This is a genomic window from Streptomyces sp. NPDC058052 (genome assembly GCF_042885515.1).
GTDB lineage: Bacteria > Actinomycetota > Actinomycetes > Streptomycetales > Streptomycetaceae > Streptomyces.
Map to the genome: position 1 here is coordinate 348,581 of NZ_JBHVRX010000004.1, position 16,306 is coordinate 364,886.

The 16,306-nt window shown below is 71.6% G+C and carries 14 protein-coding genes and 1 tRNA gene; 12 read left to right on the forward strand and 3 right to left on the reverse strand.

Going from position 1 to position 16,306, the window contains the following annotated elements:
• Positions 1-3: 3 nt before the first annotated feature.
• A complete protein-coding gene (locus ACFVU3_RS08385; protein WP_390064783.1) occupies positions 4-1,002 on the reverse strand; it encodes an SMI1/KNR4 family protein in 999 nt (332 codons plus the stop codon).
• 309 nt (positions 1,003-1,311) lie between these two features.
• Here ACFVU3_RS08385 and ACFVU3_RS08390 point away from each other — a divergent pair, with 309 nt between their 5' ends.
• Both ACFVU3_RS08390 and ACFVU3_RS08395 read left to right on the forward strand, forming a co-directional pair.
• Positions 1,312-1,830: a YwqJ-related putative deaminase gene (locus ACFVU3_RS08390; RefSeq protein ID WP_390064785.1), complete on the forward strand. Its 519-nt coding sequence runs from the start codon at positions 1,312-1,314 to the stop codon at positions 1,828-1,830.
• 9 nt (positions 1,831-1,839) lie between these two features.
• On the forward strand, positions 1,840-2,322 hold the full coding sequence (locus ACFVU3_RS08395; protein WP_390064787.1) for an SUKH-3 domain-containing protein: 483 nt from the start codon (positions 1,840-1,842) through the stop codon (positions 2,320-2,322).
• Between the two features lie 31 nt (positions 2,323-2,353).
• Here ACFVU3_RS08395 and ACFVU3_RS08400 read toward each other — a convergent pair whose 3' ends face one another.
• Positions 2,354-3,685, reverse strand: a complete 1,332-nt coding sequence (locus ACFVU3_RS08400) for a sensor histidine kinase (protein ID WP_390064789.1) — start codon at positions 3,683-3,685, stop codon at positions 2,354-2,356.
• A 179-nt stretch (positions 3,686-3,864) separates the two neighbouring features.
• On the opposite strand from ACFVU3_RS08400, the gene ACFVU3_RS08405 reads away from it, so the two are divergent.
• The 7 genes from ACFVU3_RS08405 to ACFVU3_RS08435 all read left to right on the forward strand — a co-directional run bounded on the left by ACFVU3_RS08405 (position 3,865) and on the right by ACFVU3_RS08435 (position 9,668).
• Positions 3,865-3,939: transfer RNA gene (locus tag ACFVU3_RS08405), tRNA-Gln, on the forward strand.
• Between the two features lie 118 nt (positions 3,940-4,057).
• Positions 4,058-5,506 carry a bifunctional UDP-N-acetylglucosamine diphosphorylase/glucosamine-1-phosphate N-acetyltransferase GlmU gene (glmU, locus tag ACFVU3_RS08410; protein WP_390064790.1) on the forward strand — a complete coding sequence of 483 codons (1,449 nt, stop codon included), beginning with the start codon at positions 4,058-4,060 and terminating at the stop codon, positions 5,504-5,506.
• 121 nt (positions 5,507-5,627) lie between these two features.
• Complete coding sequence (locus ACFVU3_RS08415) at positions 5,628-6,602, forward strand: ribose-phosphate diphosphokinase (protein ID WP_030494695.1); 975 nt, start codon at positions 5,628-5,630, stop codon at positions 6,600-6,602.
• A 243-nt stretch (positions 6,603-6,845) separates the two neighbouring features.
• Positions 6,846-7,439 (forward strand): 50S ribosomal protein L25/general stress protein Ctc, encoded by a 594-nt coding sequence (locus ACFVU3_RS08420; RefSeq protein WP_390064792.1) that lies wholly within the window; start codon positions 6,846-6,848, stop codon positions 7,437-7,439.
• Positions 7,440-7,540: 101 nt separating this feature from the next.
• Positions 7,541-8,137, forward strand: coding sequence for an aminoacyl-tRNA hydrolase (pth, locus tag ACFVU3_RS08425; RefSeq protein ID WP_390064794.1), 597 nt, complete (start codon positions 7,541-7,543; stop codon positions 8,135-8,137).
• 51 nt (positions 8,138-8,188) lie between these two features.
• Entirely contained in the window at positions 8,189-8,632 is a 444-nt protein-coding gene (locus ACFVU3_RS08430) for a hypothetical protein (RefSeq protein ID WP_390064796.1), read from the forward strand.
• A gap of 184 nt (positions 8,633-8,816) precedes the next feature.
• Entirely contained in the window at positions 8,817-9,668 is an 852-nt protein-coding gene (locus ACFVU3_RS08435; RefSeq protein WP_390064797.1) for an LPXTG cell wall anchor domain-containing protein, read from the forward strand.
• Positions 9,669-9,735: 67 nt separating this feature from the next.
• Here the strand turns inward: ACFVU3_RS08435 and ppc are convergent, their stop codons facing one another.
• The gene (gene ppc / locus ACFVU3_RS08440) at positions 9,736-12,465 is read right to left on the reverse strand and encodes a phosphoenolpyruvate carboxylase (RefSeq protein ID WP_390064799.1); all 2,730 of its coding nucleotides are present in this window, start codon (positions 12,463-12,465) and stop codon (positions 9,736-9,738) included.
• Between the two features lie 239 nt (positions 12,466-12,704).
• Between ppc and ACFVU3_RS08445 the strand changes: the two genes are divergently transcribed.
• From ACFVU3_RS08445 to ACFVU3_RS08455, 3 genes are all read left to right on the forward strand, one after another.
• On the forward strand, positions 12,705-13,688 hold the full coding sequence (locus tag ACFVU3_RS08445) for an acyl-CoA desaturase (RefSeq protein WP_390064801.1): 984 nt from the start codon (positions 12,705-12,707) through the stop codon (positions 13,686-13,688).
• Entirely contained in the window at positions 13,688-14,380 is a 693-nt protein-coding gene (locus ACFVU3_RS08450) for a TetR/AcrR family transcriptional regulator (RefSeq protein ID WP_390064915.1), read from the forward strand. The genes ACFVU3_RS08445 and ACFVU3_RS08450 overlap by 1 nt, the downstream gene beginning before the upstream one ends.
• Positions 14,381-14,586: 206 nt before the next feature.
• Complete coding sequence (locus ACFVU3_RS08455; protein ID WP_390064802.1) at positions 14,587-16,278, forward strand: FG-GAP repeat domain-containing protein; 1,692 nt, start codon at positions 14,587-14,589, stop codon at positions 16,276-16,278.
• Positions 16,279-16,306: the final 28 nt, after the last annotated feature.

Genomic DNA, 16,306 nt, shown 5'->3' on the forward strand with positions numbered 1-16,306 from the left:
GGCTCACCCTCCCACCGGGGCCACGGGCACGGCGCGCGCGAAGCCGCCGTCCACCATCAGGTTCGCGACCGTCTCCAACTCCGGCGGATTGCCCGCGAGGCGCAGCAGAAACGCGTCGAAGTCCACACCACAGGGCAGCAGCAACCGCTCCGCCCGCTCGTTCACCGACCAGCCCGCGGCCTCCTCGCCGGAATCCCGCGCGTCGTCGTACGCGCAGAACCACACCGAACCGGCCCCGGAACCCCGCACCTTCACCGCCACCAGACCGCCCTGCACGAACGCCACCCCCAGGTAGTCCTTCGTCAGGTGGTCCCGCAGACACTTGTTGACGTAGACGAGGTCGTTGACCCCCGCCTCCTCGCGCACCGTGAAGAACGGCTGATCCACCAGGAGCCCCAGCTCCGCGTCGAGCGCCGCCCCCACCGGAGCACAGCCACCCGCCACCTTCAGGAACGAGCGGTACGCCCCCGGCAGCCGGTAGCCCAGATCCTCCTCCACGCCCTGCAACTGCTGCTCCGACACCGACATCCCGCTCTTCGGCAGCCCGAAGTGCACCGGACGCGTCTCCTGCAGCGGTCGCGTACCCCGCTTCGAGTGGTCCACCGCCGCCGTCGCCACACCACCGTGATGCCGCAGCAGCGCCTTCACCTCGACCGGCACCAGCTCAAGGCGGCGCGACCCCGCCACGTGGTGCCACGTCCAGCCGTGCGGCGTCGCCACCGCCGGAATGGTGTCCCACAGCTCATGACCGGTCGCCGCCATCGCCGCGTTCGCCGACACGTAGTCCGTCAGCCGCAGCTCGTCGACGCCGAAACCCTCCGGCGGCTCCGCGATCTCCGCCGCCGCACGCGCGTACGGCGAGAAGTCCGGGAAACCGCGCTCGTCCACGCGCACCCCTCTCGGATGCCGCGAAGCGCGCACCGGATCCGGGAAACGCACGACCTGCCCGGCATAGGCCGCGTTCGGTGGCGCGGTGGACTGCCCGAGCCGACCTGTCGTCATGGCGGTTGCCCCCTGCATGGCGTCACTGGCTGCTACTGCTAGCTCCTGCTGCCGGACGCCACTGCACGCAGCCGCGCCCGACCGATCCCGCACAGCCTATGCGCTGCCACAAGACCACGAACCGGCCCGCGCCCCCGCCGGACCACCCCGCACACGCACCGTCACCAACCGTCACGAACCCATGACGAGCCGACCACGGCTCCGACACACCGGCATGTCGAAACCCCCACCCAGCTTCCCCATATGGCTCCCTATTTGGCAGGCTGTGCACCGCAACTCGGGGGATTGCAGGAGGGGAAGACGAGCACCATGTACGCCAGCACGACGCCCACGCAGGGTGACCCACGCCTCAACTGGAGCAGCGACACCGACAACGGTCGCGCCCCCTTACTGCTCCACCGCCGCGACGGCATCCTCCCCGCCGTCGGGGCCGCCCTGTCCGTACGCGGCGAGACCCTCACCTGCACCGCGGGCCGGGGAGACGCCCCGCCGGTCCTCCACGCCCTCGTGCAGGACTTCCTCGACACGCTCACCAGCGGCCAGCGGGAACGCTTCACCGGACGATGTCCCGAAGCCATCCTGCTCTCCCGGCACCTCACCGCCGCCGAGAACAGCCGCTCCAAGCGTGCCCAGCGGAAACCCCTCACCTCCGGCGAGGCCCGCCGCAGCCTCAAACACGCCAAGATCACCGCACGGCGCATCCGCGAGGACGGCGACCCCCTGCACGGCAGCTACGCCGCGCCCTGCCGCTCCTGCGCCGCCCTCCTCGACCACTTCGGCGTCCGCACCATCGACCCGACCCCCGCCACGCCCGCCCAGAACGGCTGACCCCACCCCATGTCCGACACCACCCGCTTCCCCGTCAACGTCGACGCCGCCCTCCGCGACGCCGGCTGGCAGCCCGGACGCTGGGACATCAAACTCGCCGAGGAATGGGCCGACACCCTCCGCGCCCACGTCTCCCCCGCCGGCCACCGGCACAGCGTCTTCCCCGCCGTCGTCGAGGCGTGGGCCGAATTCGGCGGCCTCCGCCTCACCGCCCCCGGCCACGGACGCCAGATAGCGCCCGCCACCCTCCGCTTCGACCCCCTGGCAGGACTCCACCTCGCCCGCACCCTCGCCGACCTCGGCCGCGCCCTGGGCACCGAAATCGCCCCCCTCGGCGAGGAGGGCGACCACCAGGCGGTCCTCGCCATGGACGCCGAAGGACGCGTCTACAGCCTCGACCACGCCGGCGACTGGTACCTCGGCCGCGACATCGACGCCGCCCTCGCCACCCTCGTCACCGGCACCCAGCCCACCCGCCTCACCGCCGGCTAGAGAACCCCTCCGCCACCGGAACCACCACCGGCTACGCGGCCCCCTCGGACACCGGGATCACCGCCGACACCTTGAAACCGCCGGCCTCCGTCGGACCCGAGACGAACGCCCCGCCCAGCCGGACCACGCGCTCCTTCATCCCCACCAGCCCGTTCCCCCCGCTCGGCAGCCCCGCGTCCGCCGCGCCCGCGTCCGACGGACCGTTCTCCACCTGCATCGCCACCTCGGACCCCCGGTGCGCCAGCCGCACCACGACCTCCGCACCGGGCGCGTGCTTGTGCACGTTGGTCAGCGCCTCCTGGACCACCCGGTACCCGGTCCGCTCCACCTCCGCCGGATACGCCCCCGGCTCCCCCAGCTCCACCAGCTCCACCACCGCCCCGGCCAGCCGCGACTGCTCGCACAGCCCCTCCAGCGCCCCCAGCCCCGGACCCTCGCCCGACACCGGCCCCTCCCCCGAAGCCGCCGCCTCCGCGGCCGCCGCCGCGGCCCGTCCCACCGCCGCCAGCGGCACCACGCCGGACGCCACCGGGGCCGGCTCCTCCCGCAGCACCCCCAGCATCTCCCGCAGCTCCGTCAACGCCTGGCGCCCCATGTCACCCACCAGCGCCGCGTTCCTCACCGCCTTCTGCGGGTCCTTCAGCGCCACCGCCTGCAACGCCGCCGCGTGCACCACCATCAGCGACACCCGGTGCGCCACCACGTCATGCATCTCCCGCGCGATCCGCCGACGCTCCTCCTGCCGCGCCCACTGCGCCCGCTGCTCCGCCCGGTCCGCCAGCAGCGACAGCTCCTGCTCCAGCGAGTCCGCCCGCTCCCGCAGGCTCTCCATCAGCCGCCGCCGCGCCCCTATATAGAGCCCGAACAGCACCGGAGGCGCGTTCAGCCCCAGCGTCATCAGCAACGCCATCACCGGCACGTACCAGGTGCTCGGATCGAAATCGTCCGCCTGCGCCGCGATGTCCCGCCGCAGCTCCACGGCCGTCACGACGAACACGGCCACCGTCGCCATGCCCGCCAGCACCGCCGTGTACCGCCGCGGCACCTCGGAGGCGGCGAGCGTGTACAGCCCGACGACCCCCATCAGGTAGCCCATCTCGGCCGGCGCCACCGCGATCGACACCAGCACCACGGCGATCGGCCACCGCCGCCGCACGACCAGCACCGATCCCACGATCAGCCCGAACAGCGCCCCCAGCGCCTCCGGAGCCCCCGCCCTCCCCGCGAACTGCACGCCCTCGACGGCACACTCCACCGCCGACACCAGCGCCAGCCCGACATCGAGCACGGCACTCCGCCGCCGCGCCCACCACCCCATGGTCCGCGCGCCCGGCGCGTCCCGGTCTGCCCCCGTTGCGGTCATGCCCCCACCCTACGGTCGCCCCCGACGAAATCCGCAGGGCGCCGACACCCCCGCGCACCGGGGCTCCGCCGGGCCGGGGGCACCGACTCGTACCGTCGCATCGAGGGCGCCTGGTACGGCATAGTGGGGGCGGTCGCGTCGACGGACTAACGGACTGTCCGTTTTGACCGATAATGCCATCCCCTGTGGTGTAATCGGCAACACATGTCACTTTGGATGATATGTTCCAGGTTCGAGTCCTGGCAGGGGAGCCATGACACCCACACGCCGTTCCGGGCCCTGACCGTGCAGGTCAGGGCCCTTGCTCATGTCCGCCCCCCGACCCCCCGGTATCCTTCGTGCGTCCACCACCCAAAGCCGAAGGGCATATCCGTGAGCGCCAACCGCCCGGCAGCCGTCGTCGTCCTCGCAGCGGGTGAGGGCACCCGCATGAAGTCCAAGACCCCGAAGGTGCTGCACGAGATCGCCGGACGGTCCCTCGTCGGGCACGTCGTGTCCGCCGCGCGCGAGCTGGAGCCCGAGCACCTCGTGGTGGTCGTGGGGCACGCGCGGGAGCAGGTCCGGGGACACCTGGAGGAGGTGTACCCGGGGACCCGTACCGCCGTGCAGGAGGAGCAGAACGGGACCGGCCACGCGGTGCGGATGGCCCTGGAGGAGCTGGGGGCGACGCCCGAGGGGACCGTGGTCGTGGTGTGCGGCGACACGCCGCTGCTGTCCGGGGCGACCCTGAGGGCGCTCGCCGAGACCCACGCCGGCGACGGCAACGCGGTGACCGTGCTGACCGCCGAGGTGCCGGACTCCACCGGCTACGGGCGGATCGTGCGGGACCTGGCCACCGGGGCCGTCACCGCGATCGTCGAGCACAAGGACGCCTCCCCGGGCCAGCTGGACATCCGCGAGATCAACTCCGGCGTGTTCGCCTTCGACGGCGCGCTGCTCGCCCGGGCGATCAAGCAGCTGCGGACGGACAACAGCCAGGGCGAGGAGTACCTCACCGACGTGCTGTCGATCCTGCGCGAGGCCGGACACCGCGTCGGCGCGTCCGTCGCCGCCGACCACCGGGAGATCCTCGGGATCAACAACCGGGTGCAGCTCGCGGAGGCCCGCGCCCTGCTGAACCAGCGGCTGCTGGAGGCCGCGATGACGGCCGGCGTGACCGTGGTCGACCCGTCCTCCGTCGTCGTGGACGTGACCGTGACGTTCGAGCCGGACGCCGTGATCCACCCCGGTACGCAGCTGCTGGGCACCACGCACATCGCGGAGGACGCCGAGGTCGGGCCGAACACGCGCCTGACGGACACCGTCGTGGGCCGGGGCGCGCGGGTGGACAACGCCGTGGCGGTCTCGGCCGAGATCGGCGAGGGCGCCTCGGTGGGGCCGTACGCCTACCTCCGTCCGGGCGCGAAGCTCGGCGCGAAGGCGAAGGCCGGCACCTACGTCGAGATGAAGAACGCGACGCTCGGCGAGGGCACGAAGGTCCCCCACCTGTCGTACGTGGGCGACGCGACGATCGGCGAGTACACGAACATCGGCGCGGCGAGCGTCTTCGTGAACTACGACGGCGAGGCGAAGCACCACACCACGATCGGGTCCCACTGCCGGACCGGGTCGGACAACATGTTTGTGGCTCCCATCACCATCGGGGACGGCGTCTACACCGCCGCCGGGTCCGTGATCACGAAGGACGTGCCGGCGGGTGCGCTGGCCGTGGCCCGGGGCCAGCAGCGGAATATCGAGGGCTGGGTCGCCCGGAAGCGGCCCGGCAGCGCCGCCGCGCAGGCCGCCGAGGCGGCCTCGGAAGGATCCGCCGGCGAAAGCTGACCGGAAACAGGTACGTCGATCGAGGCGTACCGTGATACGTGCACACAAATTCGGCTGGTTCGCACACGCGCTCGGGAGCGCGGGTCTTGCGGCCAGAGAACACGTCTGAGGAGACAGTGCTGTGACCGGGATCAAGACGACCGGCGAGAAGAAGCTCATGCTCTTCTCCGGCCGCGCCCACCCCGAGCTGGCCGAGGAGGTCGCACACCAGCTGGGTGTCGGTCTCGTTCCGACCAAGGCGTTCGACTTCGCCAACGGTGAGATCTACGTCCGCTTCCAGGAGTCGGCGCGCGGCGCGGACTGCTTCCTGATCCAGAGCCACACGGCTCCGATCAACAAGTGGATCATGGAGCAGCTGATCATGATCGATGCTCTGAAGCGGGCCTCGGCCCGGAGCATCACCGTGATCGTGCCGTCGTACGGCTACGCCCGTCAGGACAAGAAGCACCGCGGCCGTGAGCCGATCTCGGCCCGCCTGGTGGCGGACCTGATGAAGACGGCCGGCGCGGACCGCATCCTGACCGTGGACCTGCACACGGACCAGATCCAGGGCTTCTTCGACGGTCCGGTGGACCACCTGTCGGCGCTGCCGGTGCTCGCGGACTACGTGGGCGGCAAGGTCGACCGCTCGAAGCTGACGATCGTCTCCCCGGACGCGGGCCGCGTGCGGGTCGCCGACCGCTGGTGCGACCGCCTGGACGCGCCGCTGGCGATCGTGCACAAGCGCCGTGACAAGGACGTCGCCAACCAGGTGACCGTCCACGAGGTCGTGGGTGACGTGAAGGGCCGCGTCTGTGTCCTGGTGGACGACATGGTCGACACCGGCGGCACGATCTGCGCGGCGGCCGAGGCGCTCTTCGCCCACGGCGCCGAGGACGTCATCGTGACGGCCACGCACGGCATCCTGTCGGGTCCCGCCGCGGACCGTCTGAAGAACTCCAAGGTGAGCGAGTTCGTCTTCACGGACACGCTGCCGGTGCCGGGCTCCCTGGAGCTGGACAAGATCACGGTGCTGTCGATCGCGCCGACGATCGCGCGCGCGGTGCGCGAGGTGTTCGAGGACGGTTCGGTGACGAGCCTCTTCGAGGAGCACTGAGCCCCGATTCGTTCCGAGGGCCGTCTTCCCCGTTCGGGGGAGGCGGCCCTCGGCCGTTCCCCCGGGTGTGATCCATTTGGGGGGCCGGGGGCGGGCGGGTAGACTGCTGGGGTTGCTCGGCGAGGGAGGCCGTGCCCGTTCCAGGGTCGGCGCTCCGTTATCGACGCGCTCTTCGTAGCAGGCCATCGCCAGTCGGCGGCCGGGTGACAGCCGCCATCGTCACCACCACTACGAGGAGTGCACATGTCCGAGGTCAAGCTCGCCGTCACCGTCCGCACGGAGTTCGGCAAGGGCGCCGCCCGCAAGATCCGCCGTGCCGCCCAGGTCCCCGCCGTCCTCTACGGCCACGGCTCGGACCCGATCCACCTGACCCTCCCGGCCCACGACACCGCCATGGCGCTGCGTACCCCGAACGTCCTGCTGGCCCTGGACATCGAGGGCAAGGGTTCCGAGCTGGCCATCCCGAAGGCCGCCCAGCGCGACCCGCTGAAGGGCAGCCTGGAGCACGTCGACCTCCTCCTCGTGAAGCGCGGCGAGAAGGTCACCGTCGAGGTCCCGGTCGTCGCCGAGGGCGAGCTGGCCGCCGGCGGCAACCTGCTGGAGCACGTCCTCAACACCCTCTCCGTCGAGGCCGAGGCCACCCACCTCCCCGAGTCCGTGACGGTCTCCGTCGAGGGCCTGGAGGCCGGTGCCTCCGTCGCCGCCGGCGCCATCGCGCTGCCGAAGGGCGTCACCCTGGTGACCGACGCCGACGCCGTCGTCCTCCAGGTCCTGGCCGCCCAGGCCGAGGAGCCGGCCGCCGAGGGTACCGAGGGCGACGAGGCCGCCGAGGCCTGAGCCGTAGGCTCTTGTCCGACGTGACGGGGTGACGGGCCGTGCGGCCCGTCACCCCGTTTCTCTTTTCCCAGCGAACTTTCCCAGTGAACAAGGAGATGGCGATGACCGACGACGCGAACGCGCCCTGGCTGATCGTCGGCCTGGGCAATCCGGGGCCGGAGTACGCGGGCAACCGCCACAACATCGGCTTCATGGTGGTGGATCTGCTGGCGGAGCGGATCGGCGGGAAGTTCAAGCGGGCGCAGAAGGCGCAGGCGCAGGTCGTCGAGGGCCGGCTGGGGCCGGTGGGTCCGGCGAACCGGCGGGTGGTGCTGGCGAAGCCGATGTCGTACATGAACCTGTCCGGGGGGCCGGTGACGGCGCTGCGGGACTTCTACAAGGTGCCGACCGCGCATGTGCTGGCGATCCACGACGAGCTGGACATCGACTACGCGACGCTGCGGCTGAAGCTGGGCGGCGGGGACAACGGGCACAACGGCCTGAAGTCGATGACGAAGTCGATGGGGCCGGACTACCACCGGGTGCGGTGCGGGATCGGGCGTCCGCCGGGCCGGATGCAGGTGGCGGACTTCGTGCTGAAGGACTTCTCGTCGACGGAGCGCAAGGAGCTGGACTGGTTCGTGGACCGGTCGGCGGACGCGGTGGAGTGCCTGGTGACGGAGGGGCTGGAGCGGGCGCAGTCGGCGTACAACTCCTGACGGCGTCCTGGGCCGCCGGCCCTTCGCGGTACGACTGTACGATCGCGGGTCATGACGCACGTCCGGAACGCCGCCATGGTCCTCGTCGCCGTCCTGCTCGTCGTGGCGGGGGTGTGGGCGTCGTGGGGGTCGGCGCAGCACGTCCTGCTGGCGAAGGGCCGTGAGCACGGGACGCTGACGGTCACGGGGTGCACGGACGAGCGGTGCAGCGGGAGTTACGTGCCCCGGGAGACGGAGTCGCCGCGGCGGACGCTGACGATCGGGCGGTCCGTGGCGGCGGGTCCGGGGTCGGTGATCCCGGTCGTGGTGAAGCCGGGGACGGACGAGGGCGTGCGGGCCGGCTGGGGCGGCGGGCTGCACGCGTGGCTGCCGCTGGGCGGGGCGCTGGTGCTGGCCGCGCCGCTGGTGGCGGGGGGTCTGCGGCTGCGGCGGACGGCGTGGGGGCTGGCGGGCGCGGGGGCGGGGTTGTGGGTGGCGGCGTTCGTGACGCTGTGACAGGTCCCGGGGTATGGCCGGATTCCACCAGTTCCTGGCGGGATCGTTATATGCCTCTGGGTTAAGCGTGGCTTAAAGCGACGGATAGGCTGCCCCAGCCACCTCCCACGGCATCCCTCATCCCACAGATGGACGACTGCACATGCGACGCTCCCTGATTCCCGCCGCCACGCTTGTCGCGGCCATGGCGGGCTCTCTGATCCTGGCGCCGACCGCCTCCGCGACGGGTGGCGGCGAGTACGAGCTCCCCCTGCACCAGCCGACGCCGATCAAGGCGGCGGACTTCCAGCAGGGCGACTGCCCCGACACGATCCCCGCCGACCAGGACGGGTGGCACTTCGTGATCCCCGGCAACGGCGTGGACTTCGTCAAGCTGACGGTCACGTTCGACAACGGCACCCCGATCGAGGTCACCACCTTCGGCCCGCCGAAGAACGACCACGCGTACGTGGCCTCCGAGGCCGGTGCCGAGCTGACCTCGGCCGTCGCGATCGTCGACGGCAAGGTGAAGCAGGGCTTCTTCAACCTGTCGCACACGTGCGCGGCGGAGGAGACCGGCGGCACCACGGGTGAGACCACCGGCGAGACGACCGGTGAGACCACCACGGGCGAGACCACCGGCGAGACCACCACGGGTGAGACCACCACGGGTGAGACCACGACCGGCGAGACCACCACCGGTGAGACCACGACCGGTGAGACCACCACGGGTGAGACCACCACTGGTGAGACCACCACGGGCGAGACCACCGCCACCGGTGAGACCACCGGTGAGACCACGACCGGCGAGACCACCACGGGCGAGACGACCGCCACCGGCGGTGCCACCACGGGCGAGACGACCGCGACCGGCGGTGCCACCTCCGGCGAGACCGCCGCGGGCAACGAGACCGACACCAAGGGCGGCTCCGAGGAGGGCAACCTCGCGGAGACCGGTTCGAGCGCGCCGATCGGCGTGCTGGCCGGCGTCGCCGCCGCGCTCGCGGCCGCCGGTGGCTTCCTGGTGATGCGCCGCCGCAAGGCCACGCAGAGCTGACGCCCCCCCGCGCAAGCGAAGTGCCCCCACGGGACTCCCGTGGGGGCACTTCTCGGTTCCGGGGCCGTCAGCCGGTGTTGCGGAGGCCCGCCGCCACGCCGTTGACGGTCAGGAGCAGGGCCCGCGCGAGCAGCGGGTCCGGGTCCTCGCCGGTCTCGACGGCGGCGCGCTGGCGGGCGAGGAGGGCGACCTGGAGGTAGGAGATCGGGTCCAGGTAGGCGTCGCGGATGGCGAAGGTCTGCTGGAGGGCCGGGTGGGAGTCGAGCAGCTTCTCGCCGCCGGTGACCTTGAGGACCTCCTCCACGGTGAGCGCGTGCTCGGCCTCGATCGTCTCGAAGACGTGCTTGAGCTCGTCCGGGACGAGGGTGTCGACGTAGTGGCGGGCGATCCGCAGGTCCGTCTTCGCGAGCGTCATCTCCACGTTGGAGAGGAAGTTCCGGAAGAAGTGCCACTGCTCGTGCATCTCGCCGAGGACCGCGTCGAGGCCGGCCTCGCGCAGTGCCTTGAGGCCGGAGCCGACGCCGAACCAGCCGGGGACGATCTGGCGGGACTGGGTCCAGCCGAAGACCCACGGGATGGCGCGCAGGCCGTCGAGCGAGACGCCCGAGCCGGGGCGGCGGGCGGGCCGCGAGCCCAGGTGCAGGTCGGCGAGCTGGTCGACCGGCGTGGAGGCGAGGAAGTACGTCGGCAGGTCGGGGTCCTCGACGAAGGCCCGGTAGGCGGCGTGGGCCGCTTCGGAGACGACGTCCATCGCGGCGTCCCAGCGGGCCAGGGCCTCGTCGGACTGGCGGGGCGCGGTGTGCAGGGCGGACGCCTGGAGGGTGGCGGCGACCGTCAGCTCCAGGTTCTCCCGGGCCAGGGAGGGGATGAGGTACTTGTCGGAGATGACCTCGCCCTGCTCGGTCACCTTGATCTCGCCCTCCAGGGTGCCCCAGGGCTGGGCGAGGATGGCGTCGTGGGAGGGGCCGCCGCCGCGGCCGACGGTGCCGCCGCGGCCGTGGAAGAGGCGGAGGCGGACGCCGTACCGGTGGGCGACGTCGCGCAGCCGCCGCTGGGCGCGGTGGATCTCCCACTGGGAGGTGGTGATGCCGCCGAACTTGGAGGAGTCCGAGTAGCCGAGCATGACCTCCTGGACGTCGCCGCGGAGCGCGACGAGGCGTCGGTAGGAGGGGTCGGCGAGCATGTCGTTGAGGATGACGTCGGCGGCGCGGAGCTCGTCGGTGGTCTCCAGGAGCGGCACGATGCCGATCTTGGCCCAGCCGGCGTGCAGGTCGATGAGGCCGGCCTCGCGGGCGAGGACGGTGGCCGCGAAGACGTCGTCGGCGCCCTGGCACATCGAGATGATGTAGGACTCGATCACCTCGGGGCCGAAGCGCTCGAAGGCTTCCTTGATGGTGTGGAAGACGCCGAGGGTCTTCTGGCCGGGAGCGTCGAGCGGGGCGGGGGTGGGGGCCAGCGGGCGGCGGGAGCGGAGCTCCTTGGCGAGCAGCCGCTGCCGGTAGTCGCGGGGCATGTCCGCGTACCGCCAGGACTCCTCGCCGAGGCGGTCGAAGAGCTGGCCGAGGGCGTGGTGGTGGGCGTCGGCGTGCTCGCGGACGTCCATGGTGGCGAGCTGGAGCCCGAACGCGGAGAGCGTGCGGATGGTGCGGTCCATGCGGCCGTCGGCGAAGAGGCCGCCGCGGTGCTCGCGCAGGGAGGTCTGGATCAGGGTGAGGTCGCGGATGAGCTCGGCGGTGCCGAGGTAGTCGCGGCCGTCCTGGTGGGGGGTGCCGGCGGCGAGGCGTTCGCGGGTGTTGAGGAGCTTCTGGCGGACGCAGGTGGCCTTGAGGCGGTACGGCTCCTCGGCGTTGAGCCGCTTGTAGCGGGGGCTGATCTCGGGGAGGAGGTCCAGGTCGCGCTGGAGGGAGTCCAGGAGTTCCTGGGTGGCTCCGGTGTAGCGGATGGAGTTGGAGAGCAGGCCGCGGAGGAAGTCGATGAGCTCCAGGGCGTCGGTGATGCCGTGCTCGTGCTGGAGGATCAGGACGTCCCAGGTCACCTGGGGGGTGACGTTGGGGTTGCCGTCGCGGTCGCCGCCGATCCAGGTGCCGAAGGTGAGCGGGCGGGTGCCGGCGGGGAGCTCGTAGCCGACGCGCTCCAGCTCGGCGGCGAGGTCCTCCAGGACGTCGCCGACGGCGTTGGCGTGGAGCTCGTCGAGGTAGTAGATGGCGTTGCGGGCCTCGTCGGCGGGCTCCGGGCGGACGACGCGGAGTTCGTCGGTCTGCCAGATGAGGTCGATGTTCTCGGCGAGCCGGAGGTCGTGGCGGCGCCGGTCGGCCTCGATGACGGGCGTCTCCAGGAGGGCGCCGATGCGGCGGAGCTTGTTGAGGACGGAGCGGCGGGCGGCCTCGGTGGGGTGCGCGGTGAAGACGGGGCGCACGTTGAGGTTCTTGACCGTCTCGCGTACGTGCGCGGGGTCGCCGTCCTTGAGCATGTCGGCGGTGCGGGCCAGGAGGCCGCCCTCGGCGGCGCGCTTCTCCCGGAGCTCGCGGCCGCGGTGGACCTGCTCGGTGACGTTGGCCAGGTGGAAGTAGGTGGAGAAGGCGCGGACGAGCTTGGCGGCCGTCTCCAGTTCGACGCCGCGGAGCAGCTCGGCTGCGGCGTCGCCGTCCTCTCGGGTGAGGCGGCGGACCTTCTCGACGAGGTCGAGGAGCTCGTGGCCCTCCTGGCGCACGAGGGTCTCGCCGAGCAGGTCGCCCAGTCGGCGGATGTCGGCGCGCAGCTCGGCGTTGGTGGTGGGAGTCTGGTCGGCACTGCTCACAGGTGCGGCTCCTTGCAGTGTTCAAGCACGTCTGGAGGGTTCTGGAGGCTTGCGGACCGCGCTGTCCGGCGTCCCCAGGATAGGTGTCCAATCCCTGGACATCGGGCAGCCCCCCGCTTGTGCCCTCTTGCCGCGTGCCGCCGCGCTGCCATACTTACGTCGCCGTAGGTTACGCAGCCGTAGCCTCGGCCCGATTCTTTTCCGTACGCACCCTCACCCTCACCCCCCAGGGGACACGCATGACCATCAGCCCCGAGGTCACCTCGGCGTCCGAGGCGACCGATCCGGTCCAGGACCTGCCCTCCGCCACGCTGGGCGGTGACAGCAAGGGTTCCGTCGAGCAGTTCGCGCTGGCGCTGTTCATCGTGGTGCCGTTCGTGGCGCTGCTCGCGGCGGTGCCGCTGGCCTGGGGCTGGGGGGTGAGCTGGCTGGACCTGGGGCTGATGACGGCGATGTACTACATCGGCTGCCACGGCATCACGATCGGTTTCCACCGTTACTTCACGCACGGGTCGTTCAAGGCGAAGCGGCCGCTGCGGATCGCGCTGGCGATCATGGGCTCGCTGGCGGTCGAGGGGCCGCTGGTGCGCTGGGTGGCGGACCACCGCAAGCACCACAAGTTCTCGGACGCCGAGGGCGACCCGCATTCGCCGTGGCGGTTCGGGGAGACGGTCCCGGCGCTGATGAAGGGCCTGTGGTGGGCGCACATCGGCTGGATGTTCGACGAGGAGCGGACGCCGCAGCACAAGTACGCGCCCGATCTGATCAAGGACCCGGCGATCCGGCGGATCTCGCGCCAGTTCGTGGTGTGGACGATCGTCTCGCTGGCGATCCCGCCGGTGGTGGGCGGTCTGGTGACCTGGTCGTGGTGGGGCGCGTTCACGGCGTTCTTCTGGGGCTCGCTGGTGCGGGTCTGCCTGCTGCACCACGTGACGTGGTCGATCAACTCGATCTGTCACGCGGTGGGCAAGCGTCCGTTCAAGTCGCGCGACCGTTCGGGGAACGTGTGGTGGCTGGCGGTGCTGTCGTGCGGCGAGTCGTGGCACAACCTGCACCACGCGGACCCGACGTCGGCGCGGCACGGGGTGCTGAAGGGGCAGGTGGACTCCAGCGCGCGGCTGATCCGCTGGTTCGAGCTGGCGGGCTGGGCGAGCGACGTGCGGTGGCCGGCGCAGTCCCGTATCGACGCCCGGCGCCAGGCAGCCTCCTCCGACGCGGCATGATGGAAGACGTGGCGATCGACGGCGTTTCCAGCAGCACCAGCGGTACGGGCGGTACCGGAGCGAAGCCCCGGCGGAGCCGCCGGGTGCGGATGACCGGTGCGGAGCGCCGGGAGCAGCTCCTGGACATCGGCCGGACGCTCTTCGCCGAGAAGGGGTTCGAGGGCACGTCGGTGGAGGAGATCGCGGCGAAGGCCGGGGTCTCGAAGCCGGTGGTGTACGAGCACTTCGGCGGCAAGGAGGGCCTGTACGCGGTCGTGGTCGACCGGGAGATGCGGCAGCTGCTCGACGGGGTGACGGGGGCGCTGACCGCCGGCCATCCGCGGGAGCTCCTGGAGCAGGCGGCCTTCGCGCTCCTGGACTACATCGAGAACTACACGGACGGTTTCCGGATCCTGGTCCGGGACTCGCCGGTGGCGCAGTCCACGGGGACGTTCGCGTCGCTGATCAGTGACATCGCCACGCAGGTCGAGGACATCCTGGGCCTGGAGTTCAAGGCGCGCGGTTTTGATCCGAAGCTGGCGCCGCTGTACGCGCAGGCGCTGGTCGGGAGCGTGGCGCTGACCGGCCAGTGGTGGCTGGACGTCCGCAAGCCGAAGAAGGCCGAGGTGGCGGCGCACCTGGTGAATCTGGCGTGGCACGGCCTGGACGGTCTGGAGCAGAAGCCGCGGTTGATAGGGCACCGGAAGAACTGAGCGTGCGGCCGGGTCCGGCGGGTGTCCGCCGGGCCCGAGGTGACGGAAGACGGAAAGTTTCGTTGCCGTCTCAACGGTCAGCGCTATGATCCCCCCACATCCGGGGGGGTGTTCGCCCTCCGCACGTGGCCCTCGTGTGCCGTGCGGAGGTGGTGCGGAGCCCTGCCCTGGATGCCTGTTCTCACGTTCCCCAGGGGGGGATCACTTTGCGTACCGCCATCTCCTCGCACGCCCGCCGCGTCTCCGCGTGCACCGCGCTCGCCCTCTCCGCCGGCATGCTGCTGGCGACCCCCGCGTCGGCGGACACGCCGGCGCCGCTTCCCTCGGTGGAGCGGCCGTCCGTCTCGGCCGAGCTGCCCCGCCGTTCCTTCATCCTGCCGCAGGCCGGCCGTGCCGCGTCCGCCGCGGCGACGGGTGACACCCGGCCGCTCGCGGACCTGAACAGCGACGGCTGGGAGGACGTCGTCTTCCGCTCCATGGACGGCGAGCTGTACTCGTCCCTGTCCGACGGCGGCGGCGGCGAGTTCCTCGCGACCCGCACCGAGGTCGCGAAGGACGTCATCCCGATCGGCAACCAGGGCGGCAACTCGATCCGTCCCGAGGTGCTCGTGCTCTCCGAGACCGGCACCCTGACGATGTACCAGGACGCCCACCGGGACAGCTACGACGTGGAGCGGACCGTCGGCGCCGGCTGGCAGGTCTACAACAAGGTCTTCTCGCCCGGTGACATCAACAACGACGGCCGCGCCGACGTCCTCGCCCGCACCCACGCCGGTGAGCTGTACGTGTACCTGGGCACCGGCCACATGACCGGTCCGCTCTCCACCCGGAAGCGGGTCGGCGGCGGCTGGGGCGTCTACGACCAGCTCGTCGGCGCCGGCGACGCCAACGGCGACGGCAAGGGCGACCTGTACGTCCGCGACACCACGGGCCGCCTGTGGTTCTACGCCGCCACGGGGGACATGAGCCGGCCGTTCGCCACCCGCCGGGCCATCGGCCAGGGCTGGAACACGTACAACCAGATCATGTGGGCGGGCAGCGGCGCCCTCGCGGCCCGCGACAACACCGGCACGATCTACCTGTACGACCCGCGGGGCGACGGCACCCTGTCGGCGCGCCGCAAGGCCAGCGACACGGGCGGCTGGGCGGGCGTCGCGCAGTTCGCGAACTCCGGCAGCCTGCCGCACACGGGCAAGTCGGGCGTCTACGCCCGCACGACCGCCGGCAACCTGTTCTGGTACGGCAACACCACCCGGGGCTTCCTGAGCTCCCGGTACCAGCTGACCGAGGACGGCGGGTGGGCGGGGATCAACATCTTCCACGCCTCCTCCCTCGACGCGGACAACTTCGGCGAGTTCGGCGTCGTCTACGACGGCCGCCTCTTCTTCGGCGACAACGTCATCGGCTCGGGCTGGGGCGTCTACGACGCGCTGGTCGGCCCCGGCGACCTGAGCGGCGACGGCAAGGGCGACCTGCTGGCCCGGGACCGCTCCGGCGTCCTGTACCTGTACCGCGGCAACGGCCACGCCACCGCGTTCGCCTCCCGGGTCCGGGTCGGCGACGGGTGGAGCGCGTACGACAAGCTGGTCGGCGCCGGCGACTACACGGGTGACGGCCGCGCGGACCTGCTGGCCCGCTCGAAGGCCGGCGACCTGTACCTGTACGCGGGCACGGGCACCGCGAGCGCGCCGTTCAAGGGCCGGGTGAAGATCGGCGGCGGCTGGGGCGGCTACAAGCACATCACCGCCCCCGGCGACCTGAACGCCGACGGCAAGGCGGACCTGCTGGCCGTGACGGGCGGCGGGACGCTGTACCGCTACACGAACACGGCGCCGGGCAAGTTCGCCCCGCGCAAGCAGCTCGCGACCGGATTCGGCGTCTACAACACCTTCTCCTGACGCCCTCCGGGCCCGGAAGGGGTGCCCC